Genomic DNA, 14,688 nt, shown 5'->3' on the forward strand with positions numbered 1-14,688 from the left:
CGCACTAACTAATGTAGCTCATTGATCCAGTCTAAAACCGCCTCTGTAAGCGCAAACTGACGGATGTCGTTGAGCATCGTGGTGTCAAAATTATGAATAAAGGTAAATGACAATTGCTGCGCAGGATCACACCACGCCACTGAGCCATTGTACCCCATATGCCCAAACCCTGATGTGACAGGCGTTACGCTACTATCGGTGGCTCTCTCGTTGTTGCCTATACTAAATAGCTTATGGTACCCCAAGCGCCATTGCATGGCCGCTGGCATTACTGCATCTAGACCGGTGACTTGCGGCGTAGACAGTTGCTCAAAAGTAGCACTATCGATCAGCGTCTGCCCTTGCCATACGCCGCCATTGGCTAGCATGGCGTAGATAGTGGCTAATGCATCAGCTGAGGCGACACCGTTCGCAGCGGGAATGATGGCCTCTAACGTTTTGCGATTATGGTAGTCAAGTGCGTGTTTACCAGCAGGAATGAGCGCCGCTTTATAGTTCTTTAGATTGAGCTGACTGGTATCAAAGTACAAACGGCTAATATAAGCTGTATCCATGAGTGGCAAATCATTTTGCTCATTACCTTTATCTTGCTCATTAGCTATAGCTGGATTGGGTGTCTGGTCATTGATTAAGCCCTGCTGCTGCCAGTATGTATAGCTGGGTAAACTGGCATAGGTACGCAATGTGTCTTGTGAGTCGGATTTCAACGTTGGTTTATTGCGTTTGTTACGTAGCAGTACGCTATCTTCGCCTGAAGCTTCAAAGTCTTTTACCAGTTTTGCTACTTGATCAACCTTATCTTTTGGCACACCAAAATAACAACTGCCCGAAATACCTAAAGGGTCAGTGAGATACTGGCGTAGTGCTTCAGCTAGTGATATCTGCGTCACTGCTTCTATCACACCGCCCAGCACCCAGCCATATATCAACGCACTGTACGCGCTATCATATTTTGCTGCATCTTCAGGTGCGGTGACAGGCATACCCTCAACATGTCTCAGCATCGCGTCCCAATCGAGCACAGTGTCGCTATCAACATCGATACTGGTGATCGAAAACAGATCAGCCTGATGTGACATGACTTGTCTCAAGGTGATGTTGTCTTTACCGTTTGCAGCAAACTTTGGCCAATACTTAGCGATAGGCACGTCATAAGTGAGCAGCTGCTCAGAGACCAGCACATGTACGAGCGTCGCTAAAATGCCTTTACCCGTAGAAAAGTTAATCGCTAGCGTGCTAGGCTGCCACGGCTCATCAGGACGCGCCATTCCTATACTTGCTTGCGCGATGCACTCACCTGCCTGATATACCACTACCGCACCACCTGCTGGTGCATCATCAAGCTGTAATACAGTTAGTAGCTGCTGCAAACGTTGCTGCAAGTCCATTCTTGTTAGAACATGAGAGTGTTCTTTATTATGTTCCGTCATTATTGTCTGGCTCCAGTGCTATAAATTATTGTCATTTTGGAATTACATAAACACGCTATCATAAGGTCTGAACTAGTATAAATGAATGTGCAATCAATAAAAAAGGCCACCTACTGGTCGCCTTTGATTATTCAATAATAATATTTTAGGGTGTTACTAAGACTATGTGTCACGCTAGTATTTATTGAGTCATTTCACCCAGCTTAATTATCTAGTCTAGCGAGGCACTAACAAACGATTATGAACTTCTTGTTCAAGCTTGGTTAGACCATGACTACGGCCGCGTTCCATGGCAGTATCCATTTTGCGTCCACGGAGCCAACCTGCTCGTAGTGCAATCGCTGCACCAACTCTATTACCGGATCCACAATGCATGGCAATTTTTTTGCCATGATGCTGGCGAAGTATGTTATCGAATGCCAGTATTTTGAGCTGCTTTAGCTCGGCAGCCCCATTGATAGGCAGATGCTCATAGCTCATTCCTGCCTGCTCAACCGCTACTGCTTCATCAAAAGTAAGCTCATCATCTGGCTGTAAATTGATGACCAATTCTACACCAGATTTTGCCAAAACAGTGACTTTTTCGTCATCCAATGCCCCGCACACAATAGTCTTGTCATCCGGACGGAAGTAAGGCTCAAAGACAGCAGCTAAGTCGATACCGTTGTCACTATCTAAGTCAGTATCTAAAGCCTCAGTGATTGATTTGTCATTAGCAGCGACTGTGTCAGTAGCTGCTAAACTATCAGCGTGGTTGGTGCTTGTCGCATTGCTTTGTGGGTTTGTATTTTGTGACGTCATAATGATAAATATATTCGTTAAATATGGCTATTAAAATAAAAGCTACGCTATACAATATGTGCTATTTGCTGTCGCTATTTAAGGTCATAACACCAGCCAAATGCGGCTTGCTGTTTTTAGAGCTATATAGGCCAAACTCACAAGTATCACCTGTGTTTTCTAGCTGTGCTACTGGCTCAGCGATGAGCTCTACTTCAGCTGGCAAAAAGATAGGCAGCTTGAATGAAACCTCGATAGTATAAGCGTCAGGTAGCTCATCCATTAAAGCAAGACACTTGGCTTTTGACCACATACCATGTGCAATCGCTTTTGGAAAACCAAAGGCACGAGCTGATAACGGATGCAAGTGAATCAAATTGAAGTCACCTGAAACGAATGCATAACGGCGACCGATATCTTCTGGCACTTCAAAAATACTATGGACATCTTTCTCACCGACTTCTGGTTTGACGGCAACTGGACGCGGTGCGCTTTTCTTGTCTTTACTACTGCTAGATTTTTTGCTGCGTGACAGATAAGTTGACGTCCCTTCCCAAATAACTTCGTCTTCTGATTTGACTGTTGTTACAAAGTCAAACTGCTGACCTTGGGCATGATCGCGCAAGTTACTAAATGTGACGGCCATTGCGACCGTTTCGCGCTCACCGATAGGGCGATACTGTGTGACGCTGTTGTCGATATGCACCAGACCTAACATAGCAAATGGGAATGGCTCTTTTACCATCATGTTCATCTGCAACGTTTGCGACAATACTGAAAAATAAGTCGCTGGAACTTTTCCATCATCAGCGAATCCGCAAATTTTACGATAGTCATTTAGATTATCTTGATCGATATGCAAGTCATCGACGTAATAAGTCGCTTGTGGTAATTGATCTTTGCTGATTTTTTCGCTGCTGCCAATAGGCAATAAACTTTTGACGATATTGGCGTAGGTAGTGTGCGCTTTTGGCAACGCATCATAATGTGTGTCTGACATAAGTAAATCCTAAATGTGGCTTGAACAAGTTTTAACGTATCTAAAGACATTCTGCAGTCGTTGATTAGAACCTATTATTAAATCATTTAATAAGCGCCATATTCAATCAATCTTATGAGTATCTCTAATAGCAAAAAATAGTTTGGCTAATGGGTCTTGTGTTTTTATCATAAAAAAGCCACCCGTGGGCAGCTTTATTACAATTTATCAGCAATTATTCGTAAGCATATGTGAAACCAATCAAAATTGAGAGGAAGTGCTATGCAGCTTCCCGCCTATTCATTACCACAAATACTCTCAAATAAATTCGTATTATGCACCAAGTAAGCTTTGACCACAGACACGGACAGTGTTGCCGTTCAGACCGCCAGAAGCCGGTGAAGCAAACCATGCAATAGTCTCAGCCACATCTACTGGCAAACCACCTTGGCTCATTGAGTTCATACGGCGACCCGCTTCACGAATAGCAAAAGGAATGGCTTCAGTCATTTGCGTTTCGATGAATCCTGGTGCCACTGCATTGATGGTCATGCCTTTAGCATTGTCTTCTAGCTGCTTGGCAGTTGCGTTGACCAAACCGATCACACCCGCTTTAGAAGTCGCGTAGTTAGTCTGACCCATGTTACCAGCGATACCTGAGATTGATGACACACAGACGATACGAGCGTTTGCTTTTAGTACGTCATTATCAAGTAGATAGCGGTTCAATTTAGCAATGCTGCCTAGGTTAATATCGATAACCATATCCCACTTTTTCTCATCCATTCTAGCTAGCGTCTTATCACGTGTTACGCCAGCATTATGAATGATTGAGTCTAAACCCCCACGCTTTTGCGCCGCATCTGCAATTTCTGCACCAGCATCATCACTTGTGATGTCTACCGTCAATGCAGAGCCACTGATTTCACTTGCCACTTTTTGTAAGTCTGCTTGCTGCTGTGGTACATCTAAACAGATCACATGCGCGCCTTCGCGAGCCAAGACACGAGCAATTGCTTCACCGATACCGCGGCTGGCACCAGTCACTAGCATGGTTTTGCCACCTAAAGGTTGATTCCAATCGACATCGACCGACTCGCCTTTGCTCACACGTACCACTTGTCCTGAAACGTACGCTGAACGTGCTGAAGTGAAAAAGCGCAAGGTTGAATCTAGGTTCTGCTCGGCACCTGCTTCTACATAAATAAGCTGCGCCGTAACGCCGCGCTTGAATTCCTTACCGACTGATTTTACAAAACCTTCGAGTGCGCGCTGTGCCATTGCCGTTTCGATATCAGTGATACTCTCTGGCGTACGACCCACAATGATGACTCGGCCTGATTTTTCTACGCGGCGGGCAACGGTATGAAAAAAGTCATACACTTCTTTTAGTTGATCGGCGTTGCTGATGTTGCTGGCATCAAAAAGTAAAACCTTGAATTGATCATCGCCACCTGTGTTTGCTTTTGCCTCAATACCTGCATCAGCCAATGCGTCTTTGATATCATCGCTGCTGTTTACATAAACCTCAGCATGAACATCTGACAAAATACGCGCAACTGATTCGCCAACGCTCTTGTCGTCCCCATTCGCACGGCCAACCAACACACTACCGCGAACCAAACGCTCACCGCTCTCAAAACGATCAAGCGTGGTTGGCATCGGCAAACCTAAGTTTTTTGCTACTTTTTTGCCAAGAGAAGATTGAACAAAATCACCATAACGGTCTGACATAATATATTCCCTATAAATAATAAATGGTTAGAAGAATAGTAAACACAAGAGGTAATGCACCTATTATATAGGCTCATCGACATTGTAATTATTGATATTTGGTAAATCATTTTAAAACCAGCCTAACTATACACTGCCCTTGTAAACAAGTCCAAAAACAGACAATGTCTACAACAATCTGTAAACAACTCAGTATACAAGCCAGCAACTTTTTGTCGCCTTAATCGCCACCATATCATGCTAGAATCCGACCTATAAGTTATGGCAAGTTTAATTATCGATAACAATATATTATCAAACGAACCATTATGCAATGCTAATATCTAATGTTGGTTGGGCGATTAACGTCTTACCCATTATTACTAAGACTGATGATAACGCTTGTATAAGCGTCACATCGTTTGCTAAAGATATACATTAAACGAGTAAAAACGCCTTATCATACACAGCTATACGATGTAATAAATGATAATATTTGCTTCTTGCTTAAAATAACATTACCTATTCTTTACCCTCCATTTCTTCTACCCATACTTTTTAAGGATAATATTATGAGTAACAAAAATAACCACCCTGATAGCCCAGTTGTCGAAAGTACTGTCGTTAAAGCAAATGATGCAAAACCACAAGAAACAGCAGCAAGCAGTGAGCCTACTGCAGATGTCAAAGACGTGGCAAAAAAAGCGGTCGATACTAGCAGTACAAAAGATACCAACAATACAAAAACAGATAGCTCAAAAAAAGACGTGTCTGCAAAAGACACCAAAACTGAAGCACCTAAAAAGCCTGACACTAAAGATGCGGCTACTGATACAGCTACTAAAGAAACCGCTACTAAAGATACTGCAAAAAAAGCAGATGACGAAAAGGCAGCAACCCCTGCTGCTAAAAAGCCAGCGGCCACTGCCAAAAAGACGAGCAAAGCCAAGCCTGCCTCAAACCAAAACCGTGTCGCTATCCTAGGTGGCAACCGTATCCCATTCGCACGTTCGAACGGCTCATATGCTGACGTTAGCAATACAGATATGCTGACTGCTGCCCTAGACGGTTTGGTTGAGCGTTACAACCTACAAGGTGAGGTACTAGGCGAAGTGGTATCTGGCGCTGTCATGAAGCTAAGCCGTGACATCAACTTAACTCGTGAAGCGACGCTAAACACAGCGCTAAACCCGCACACACCAACTTATGATATCTCACAAGCGTGTGGTACTGGCTTGCAAGCGACGTTTGCATCTGCCAACAAAATCGCCTTGGGTCTAATCGACTCTGCCATCACTGGCGGCGTAGACACAACCTCAGATGCGCCTATCGCTATTGGTGATGGCTTGCGCAAGGTACTTATCAAGCTGGGTGCAGCAAGAGACAACAAACAACGTCTAAAAGCATTGATGGGTCTAAATCCAAAAGATCTAATCGACTCTCCACAAAACGGTGAGCCACGCACAGGTCTATCAATGGGCGAGCATCAAGCAATCACCACACTTGAGTGGAATATCAGCCGCGAAGCTCAGGATGAGTTGGCATTTAACAGCCATCAAAACCTAGCGCGTGCTTATGACGAAGGTTTCTTTGATGATTTAATCACACCATACAAAGGTCTGACTCGTGACAATAACTTGCGTCCAGATACCACACTAGAAAAACTGGGCAAGCTAAAGCCAGTCTTTGGTAAAAAGAGTGCTAACCCAACGATGACTGCTGCTAACTCTACGCCACTGACTGATGGTGCGTCTTGTGTGTTACTAGGTACTGATGAATGGGCAAAAGAGCATGGTCTAAAGCCACTGGCTTATATCGCTCATCAAGAAACCGCAGCGGTAGATTTCATTGGTAAATCTGGTACCACAGAAGGTCTACTAATGGCACCAGCATACGCGGTACCGCGTATGCTCGAGCGTGCTGGTCTAACCTTGCAAGATTTTGATTTCTATGAGATTCATGAAGCCTTTGCCTCGCAAGTGCTATCAACCCTTGCCTCTTGGGAAGATGAGAAGTTCTGTGAAGAGCGCTTAGGTCTTGATGCGCCTCTAGGATCTATCGATCGTAGCAAGCTAAACGTAAACGGCTCGTCATTGGCAGCAGGTCATCCATTTGCTGCAACTGGTGCTCGTATCCTAGCGACTGCCGCAAAACTACTGGATCAAAAAGGTTCAGGTCGTGCGCTTATCTCTATCTGTGCGGCTGGTGGTCAAGGTGTGACTTGCATCTTAGAAAAATAAGACTTAACGCCAATATAGTTTGCTAGTTAAGCGTCATTAATACAGATGACGCTGTCAAAAAATAAATGCCCTCTAATTCAATTAGAGGGCATTTTATTTGCCTTTATTTTGTTATCATAAATTTGCTCTATGACGATAGCCTTTTACAAACGCAAGCTTATCAAACAAAGGTAATATTTATGAGTACGATGAAATACTTGTTAAAAAAGCTCAGGCAAGTGATTTTTGATGAGCATCAAACTGTCCAACATGATAAAAAAAAGCCCTCAACGGTGACCGAATTTAAACCTATCTCATCTCATACCTACGACAATGCCAATAAGAGCCGATACGAGCGTGAGCAGACCACTTTGTCAAAGCGCATCGAAAAAGAAGTCGACTATGATGAGTTACGTCGAAAAATGCACCAAGACCTGATCGATAGCCATGACGAAGAGTTAGAGAACGAAATAGACGATTATATGCGTAACTTTTATTTTGACGGATGTCAGTTAACTACCCAAGAGAAGCTCGACCGCCGCACTTATTTTCAAGAGTTGGTTCGTTTACAACGTGAACTCATCAAATTACAAGACTGGGTCGTTGAGAATGGCGAACGTATCGTTGTGATATTTGAAGGGCGTGATTCTGCAGGTAAAGGTGGGGCTATCAAGCGCATCACCCAGCGGTTGAACCCCCGAGTCTGTAGGGTTGCCGCATTGCCTGCGCCGACTGAGCGTGAGCAAACGCAGTGGTATTTTCAGCGCTACGTTGCACATCTACCAGCAGCAGGCGAGATTGTATTGTTTGATCGCAGCTGGTACAACCGCGGCGGTGTTGAGCGGGTGATGGGGTTTTGTACTGATGAGCAGTACGAGGAGTTTTTTCAGTCCGTACCAGATTTTGAGCGTATGTTGGTCCGTTCGGGCATACGCTTGGTAAAATACTGGTTTTCTATTACCGATGATGAGCAACATTCGCGCTTTATGAGCCGTATCCATGACCCCTTAAAACAGTGGAAGCTCTCGCCAATGGACTTAGAGTCACGTAGACGTTGGGAAGACTATACCAAAGCAAAAGAGACCATGTTTGAGCGTACTCATATCCCTGAAGCGCCATGGTGGGTGGTTGAAGGCAATAGCAAAAAGCGCGCAAGGCTCAATTGTATTGCTCACCTGCTCGAACAAATCCCTTATAAAGAAGTCCCTCGTGATGAGATCGAACTGCCTGATCGTAAGCGCGACGATGAGTACTACCGCGAACCCATACCTGATGACATGTATGTACCGCCCCGCTACTAGCCTGTATTTATATACAATCAAAGAGACTTTAATTGCTATAAGCAGCCTTTAGTTAATAGGCTGCTTTTTCGTATACGCCTTTAAAAACATTACATCGTATATGTGGATTGTAAGCTATCGATTTTACCAGCCAGCAGGCGCTCAACTTCGTTTTTGATACGCTGTCCAGAAATATCACTACCAATTTGCACTGCAAAACCTGCCGGACGACCACCTTGGGTTTTAGAATTAATCCAAACGACCTTACCGTTCATCGGTAAGCGTTCGCTAGAGTTTGGTAAGGTGATAGCAATAAACACTTCATTACCTAACTGCTGCGGCTGATCAGAGGGCACAAACAGTGCGCCATTACTCACAAAGGATAAATAGCTGGCATACAATGTCTCGATACTTTCAATGTGGCAGGTTAAGATCCCGCCGCGGCCTGGCATTGCCATAGTCAGCTTCCTTTATCGAATGAGTTAAATATATTTTATGAGCGTATTGTACATATATAAATAAAAGCAATTGTGAGTTAGCAATCCCTTATAAGACGCTACAGCACTGCCTTACAAGTATGCCAATTCTTGCATTAGCTTATCATAGGCAAATTTTTCTTGCACATTTTGTTGTAGAGCAACTTTGGTCTGCTGCAAGCTCATAGCTACGGTTTCTAGTCCGCTACCAGTGGGTTGGTACGATGCCAATGCTGATGAGAGATTAATGTCTTTTTGTAGTTCGCTAAGTCCCAAACAAACACGGCGTATATCAAGAAGCATCAACTCAGACAACTGAATAAATTCTTTAATACTCAGCTGACTTTGCCAATAATCACTTGCTGCCACACTACTACGCTTGCCGCTACGCAGTGCCTGCCATGTGGTCAACCACAGCGCGCGCTTGCTGTACCACGTTGCCTGCGCTAAGTCTATAGCAGCGAGCGGAGCACCATTTGCCAGCTGTATGAGCTGCTCGATGGCTGTTTGACCCACTGCCTCACGGTTGATCGTATGGCCTAGCACTTGGGTCACATAGTCGATGGCAACGGCAGGCTCTATCGTCTGTAGCGCTAACTGCTGTACTCGGCTCTTGATGGTTGGAAGTAGCTGAGCGGGTGTATCACTAATCAAAAACAAATGAACCTGCGCTTGCGGCTCTTCTAAAGTTTTAAGTAAAGCATTGGCAGCAGCAACGGTCATTTGCTCAGCATGATCTAACACGCAAATACGCATTCCCTGTCCGCCTTGATATATAAAAGGCTGGAGCGCTCGAATGTCATCAACTTTAATTTTAAGAGTGCTATTACTTGTGCTCTTGGTATTTTTCTTGTCTTTTTTATTGCTTGATTTTTCTTTTGTAGGCTCATTGTCTGCCTCGACGGGCATACTGACTAGCGGTAAGACGTGCAAGCTTGGGTGAGTGCCCGACTTTAACCATTGACAGCTTTCACATACGCCGCAGGCTCCTGATGGATGTGTACTACGCTTGCGGCACAATAACCAAGCAGCCAATCGCCACACAAAGGCCCGTTTACCCATACCCTGCATGCCAGCAGCAAGTAGTGCATGCGGCAATGACTGCTGCATCAATACTCGCTGCGTCAATTGCGTCCACAGCGTCTGCTGCCATGGCAACAATGGTGCAAAATAGATACTGCCTGACGCCTCCAGTGTACCTACATTCCCTGTCATATCATTCATAGTTATAGCTCTATTGGCTCTATCACGTTTTTGGGTACTTGGGCTTGAGAGGCAGCATGCGACCACTGCTCTAAAAATATGTGGTTAGATTACTGCGCAATGGGGCTTTGAGTAATGCCATTTTGGGTAGCAAGGTTTTGAGCAGCAGGACTCTGAAAGTCAGCTAAGCTCATCGCATTTAAACGCTCTAGATCTTCCTGTGTATCCACACCAGCAGGTAATTGGCAGGCAGCTTCGGCAATGGCAATATGCTCACCGTTTTCTAGCACACGTAGCTGCTCTAGACTTTCGAGTAACTCGAGCGGCGTCTGTGGCCAATGTACAAACTGCTGTAATAGACTGACGCGATACGCGTATAAACCCAAATGGCGATACGCATTTTTTGGTGGTTGACTTTGATTGTCATCTGCCAGAGCAACGTCGCGATCACAAGGGATCGGCGCGCGACTAAAATAAAGGGCGCGCTGTAGATTGTTCGCCTGTTGACTGACGACTTTTACCACAGATGGTCGCTGAAACGTATCGTAATCATCGATAGGTTCACAGAGTGTCGCCATGACGCTAGCCTCATCCGCGACCAAAAGCGCTTGTACCTGCTCGAGCAGCAATGGCGGTACAAGTGGCTCATCCCCTTGCATATTGACCACGATGTCATGGTCAGCCCAGCCTTTGATAGCAGCCACTTCTGCCAAGCGATCAGTCCCCGAAGCATGTTCGCTGCTGGTCATAACGACATCGAAACCTGCATCGGTGCAAACCTTTGCAATACTCTCATCATCAGTCGCGATACACATATCATCTGCAAAGGTAGCTGCCTGTGCTTTTTCAGCCACCCACAGTATCATCGGCTTGCCATGAATGCTTAGCAATGGCTTACCAGGTAGCCGAGTGCTCTTAAAGCGAGCAGGAATTACGATATGGGTTTTAGTAGAGGGAGCGACAAGCGACATGGTTGATTCCTATAAAATTATGGTGCAGTTTGGTGTCTTAACCAGTGTCTATGATGAGACGCTTATACTAGCATCTTGATTAGCGTTAACACCTAAAGCTTTTAATTGCTGATTGAGATTATCGTAGCAGTTATCGGATAAAACCGCTGTCACAGGCAATACCCATAATCTACTGATGAGCTCTGTGTACTCATCATTCAGCACTTGATCCGTTCTATAGTCTGACAATAACGCGCTTATTTTTACCGCATCTTTACTGGTCACCACGATTGGATAATCACTATATTGCAATAACTCAGCCAAACTAAAGTCATAATGATCAGGATAAGGGTGTCCTACGACATCAAAACCAAGAGATTTTAAGGTATTAAAAAAACGTTGTGGATAGCCGATGCCACTGACTGCATGTACTCTACTATTACTAACCGGTATTGCGTTATCGGCCTGAGGCGTATCCGACTGTGGATTCCATAGCCTTTGCAATGTATCCGCTTGCAAATGCATGGTTAAGCGCTCAGCACGTCGCGCTTTCTCACCACTTTTATTATCATAAGCCGAATCTATGACAGGCTTCTCGTGATAGATGACGTCAGCCCCTTGCAGTCGTGACATCGGCTCACGCAAAAACCCAGTCGGGAGCAACTGCTCATTGCCAAACCCTCGCGCGGCATCTACCACAATCCACTCTATATCGCGCTTGAGCGCATAATGCTGCAAACCATCATCAGCGATGATCAATTGTAGATCAGGCTGAGCATCCAGCAAAGCAGCAATCGCCTGCTGACGGTTGGGACATACTGCCATAGCAACGCCTGTCGTATGAACAATTAAACAAGGCTCATCACCTACCACGCTCGGCAAACTGGTAGCACTTACTACGGCTGGCATTTGACTGGTATCACCACCATAACCGCGGCTGATAACCCCGACCTTTATGCCTTGTCTTTGCAAATAACTAACTAAAGCAATGATAAGCGGCGTCTTACCACTACCCCCTACCGTAATATTGCCAATGACCATGACGGGTACAGATGCACGGTAACTCGATAGCAACCCAGATTTATAAGCATTGCGGCGAAGCATGGTAATCAACCCATAAAGCCAGCTAACAGGCAACAATAGCCAAAGCCAAAGGGCGCGGCGTTGCCATGCACGGGTGATTGTCGTCTCGATGCTCATTGATAATTGCCATTCATTCTATTGATGCATTGCATAGGTGCTAACGGTCGTTCCAGTTTTAAAGACTACCAGACTTACCATAAATCAAAGTACAGATATGTGATGCTACTCAAAATCTCGAGCATACATTTGCGCATAGTGACCCTGCAGCTGCATCAACTCGTCATGCGTTCCTAGCTCAACGATTTGTCCGCCATCCATCACAGCAATACGATCAGCGGACTCGATCGTCGTCAAACGATGCGCGATTACTAGTGTTGTGCGGTCTTTCATGACATTATCGAGCGCTTGTTGAATGTAGTATTCTGACTCATTATCAAGCGCACTAGTGGCCTCATCCAAAATTAAAATCGGCGCATCTTTTAACAGGGCACGAGCAATAGACAGTCGTTGACGCTGTCCACCCGACAGCTGTAGTCCTTCAGCACCGATTTCACTTTGGTAGCCGTTTGGCATCTTCATGATAAAGTCATGGGCAAACGCCGCTTTTGCGGCCTGCTCAACCTCAGCTTGGGTTTTATCAGCCAAGCCGCCATAAGCAATATTGTTCAATACTGTCGTGTTGAACAACACCACTTGCTGATTTACCATGGCGATTTGTGCACGCAAGCTTTCTAATTTTATATCTTCAATGGATATGTTATCCAGAGTAATCTGCCCTGAGGACGTCTCTAAAGTACGTGTTAGAAGATTCACTAAGGATGATTTACCCGCCCCGCTTCTTCCGACTAGTGCAACTGTCTCGCCTGCTTTTATATCTAAGGTAAAGTCGCGCAGAGCAACCGTTGAGTCTGGATATACCAAGCTGACATTGTCCAAAGACATTTGACCGGATAACGCCTTACTAATGGTACCTGTGTCTTCCTCTTCTGGTTCATCAAGTAACGCAAAAATCGACTCACCAGCGGCAATACCTTTTTGCAACTTTTGATTGATATCGGTCAGTGATCGGACAGGCTTACTGAGCAGACCAGCCGCCGCAATATAAGAGATAAACTCACCCGCTGAAATATTACTGATGACTGAAGGTCTAAGTGCAAGCCATACCACCACTGACATGGCTATCGCCATTAATAACTGTACCGCTGGGGTATTGATACTGTTTGTGACGACCACCTTCATGCCTTGGCGTAAATTCTTTTTTGAAGTCTTATCGAAACGCTCGGCTTCGTACGCTTGTCCACCGTAGTTCTTTACCACCTGATAGCCACCGATGACTTCATTGGTGATATGACTGACACTACCCATCGTTTTTTGGATACCTTTAGACAGCTTAAGGTAACGCTTAGAAGCGATACGGATAAGCCATAAAATAGGTGGTAATACGACAAACAAAATGAGCGTCAAGCGCCAGTTGCTATACAACAAAAAGCCTATCAATGCCACAACCGTCAAACCATCACGTAGCAAAGTCTTCATTGAGTCGGTACTGGCAGCAGTGACTTGCTCTACATCAAATATCAGTTTTGATGAAATTGTACCAGCAGGGTTGGCCAAATAGAATGAACTTGGTAGACGTAGTAGTTTATTAAATACCTCTACACGCAGCTCATAGACCAGATTACGTGACACCAAAGCCGAATAATAATTACCCAAAAAGCTACCCACACCGCGTACAAAAAACAAGGCAATGATCAATAAAGGGAATAAAGCTTGTTTGCTTCGGTCACTTTGATTGATGGCATCAGTGATGTATTGCAATAGCTTGGCAATCCAAATCTCGGTTCCTGCATTGATAGCAAAACCCACAACCGTTAGGAGCAAGGCCCACCAATACGGCTTTAGATATCTCAGTAGGCGCAATAAGGTCTTACTTTTGGGCGGACTAGAAGGTGCTGCTGAAGGTTTTTTAGCAGAAGGTTTTGTAGAGTCAGATGTATAAGCTTGGCTCATAAAAGCCTCAATGTAGGTGTCATAACATGAATGGGCTGTGCTTGATACACAGTTTATAGTAATGATGCGGCAAATGTTATTGCGGCAAAGTTTGACCAAGTGGGACAACGGTGCTGATATTCAGGTTCAAAAAGCCAAGTTTGCCAGCGACATCCATTACTCGTACGACAGACTGATGGGTAGCGTTGGCATCCGCTGCAATCACAAAGAGCATATCGCGATTGCTTCCTGCTTCTTGCTGCAACATGCTGGTCAGTTCGGCTTCGTTGCTACTGGCGAGCGTAATACCATTGACCAAGTAACTGCCGTCTTCTTGCACAGCCACTTCAATGCTATTTTGTGGTTCTGTCTGTGCCACACCTTCTGCTTCAGGAAGGATAATGTTCAAGCGACTAAAGTGGTTAAAGGAGGTAGCCAGTAGCAAAAAGACAATCAAAAATAATAAGCAGTCGATCATCGGTGTGAGATTAATCTCAAGCGGCTCAACCGTCGGTTTTCTAAAGCGCATATGAATCTCTTCAAATTATCTAGTGCGCATGGGCATACTTTTCGTATGAAAACCATC

The 14,688-nt window shown here is 44.9% G+C and carries 12 protein-coding genes; 2 read left to right on the forward strand and 10 right to left on the reverse strand.

The features are described from left to right. Positions 1 to 8: 8 nt before the first annotated feature. From AC5JP1_RS04970 to AC5JP1_RS04985, 4 genes are all read right to left on the reverse strand, one after another. Positions 9 to 1,430, reverse strand: coding sequence for a serine hydrolase domain-containing protein (locus AC5JP1_RS04970; protein ID WP_493843378.1), 1,422 nt, complete (start codon positions 1,428 to 1,430; stop codon positions 9 to 11). Between the two features lie 216 nt (positions 1,431 to 1,646). Then, on the reverse strand, positions 1,647 to 2,231 hold the full coding sequence (locus AC5JP1_RS04975; protein WP_493843379.1) for a protein tyrosine phosphatase family protein: 585 nt from the start codon (positions 2,229 to 2,231) through the stop codon (positions 1,647 to 1,649). Between the two features lie 61 nt (positions 2,232 to 2,292). Further along, entirely contained in the window at positions 2,293 to 3,210 is a 918-nt protein-coding gene (locus tag AC5JP1_RS04980) for a MaoC family dehydratase (RefSeq protein ID WP_493843380.1), read from the reverse strand. Positions 3,211 to 3,522: 312 nt separating this feature from the next. Then, the gene (locus AC5JP1_RS04985; RefSeq protein WP_443524233.1) at positions 3,523 to 4,923 is read right to left on the reverse strand and encodes a 3-oxoacyl-ACP reductase; all 1,401 of its coding nucleotides are present in this window, start codon (positions 4,921 to 4,923) and stop codon (positions 3,523 to 3,525) included. Positions 4,924 to 5,474: 551 nt separating this feature from the next. Here AC5JP1_RS04985 and AC5JP1_RS04990 point away from each other — a divergent pair. Together AC5JP1_RS04990 and ppk2 are read left to right on the forward strand one after the other, a co-directional pair. Beyond that, entirely contained in the window at positions 5,475 to 7,142 is a 1,668-nt protein-coding gene (locus AC5JP1_RS04990; protein ID WP_493843381.1) for an acetyl-CoA C-acetyltransferase, read from the forward strand. A gap of 179 nt (positions 7,143 to 7,321) precedes the next feature. Next, positions 7,322 to 8,422, forward strand: a complete 1,101-nt coding sequence (ppk2, locus tag AC5JP1_RS04995) for a polyphosphate kinase 2 (RefSeq protein ID WP_443524235.1) — start codon at positions 7,322 to 7,324, stop codon at positions 8,420 to 8,422. Between the two features lie 89 nt (positions 8,423 to 8,511). Here ppk2 and AC5JP1_RS05000 read toward each other — a convergent pair whose 3' ends face one another. From AC5JP1_RS05000 to AC5JP1_RS05025, 6 genes are all read right to left on the reverse strand, one after another. After that, the gene (locus AC5JP1_RS05000; protein WP_319050244.1) at positions 8,512 to 8,859 is read right to left on the reverse strand and encodes a PilZ domain-containing protein; all 348 of its coding nucleotides are present in this window, start codon (positions 8,857 to 8,859) and stop codon (positions 8,512 to 8,514) included. A gap of 111 nt (positions 8,860 to 8,970) precedes the next feature. Then, entirely contained in the window at positions 8,971 to 10,101 is a 1,131-nt protein-coding gene (locus AC5JP1_RS05005; RefSeq protein WP_493843382.1) for a DNA polymerase III subunit, read from the reverse strand. A gap of 89 nt (positions 10,102 to 10,190) precedes the next feature. After that, positions 10,191 to 11,051 (reverse strand): 3-deoxy-manno-octulosonate cytidylyltransferase, encoded by an 861-nt coding sequence (gene kdsB, locus AC5JP1_RS05010; RefSeq protein ID WP_493843383.1) that lies wholly within the window; start codon positions 11,049 to 11,051, stop codon positions 10,191 to 10,193. A gap of 48 nt (positions 11,052 to 11,099) precedes the next feature. Further along, positions 11,100 to 12,230: a tetraacyldisaccharide 4'-kinase gene (gene lpxK / locus AC5JP1_RS05015; RefSeq protein ID WP_493843384.1), complete on the reverse strand. Its 1,131-nt coding sequence runs from the start codon at positions 12,228 to 12,230 to the stop codon at positions 11,100 to 11,102. A 105-nt stretch (positions 12,231 to 12,335) separates the two neighbouring features. Continuing rightward, complete coding sequence (gene msbA / locus AC5JP1_RS05020; RefSeq protein WP_493843385.1) at positions 12,336 to 14,123, reverse strand: lipid A export permease/ATP-binding protein MsbA; 1,788 nt, start codon at positions 14,121 to 14,123, stop codon at positions 12,336 to 12,338. Between the two features lie 76 nt (positions 14,124 to 14,199). Beyond that, positions 14,200 to 14,631 carry an ExbD/TolR family protein gene (locus AC5JP1_RS05025; protein WP_493843386.1) on the reverse strand — a complete coding sequence of 144 codons (432 nt, stop codon included), beginning with the start codon at positions 14,629 to 14,631 and terminating at the stop codon, positions 14,200 to 14,202. Between the last annotated feature and the right edge of the window lie 57 nt (positions 14,632 to 14,688).

The sequence above is a fragment of the Psychrobacter sp. H29 genome, assembly GCF_059073055.1.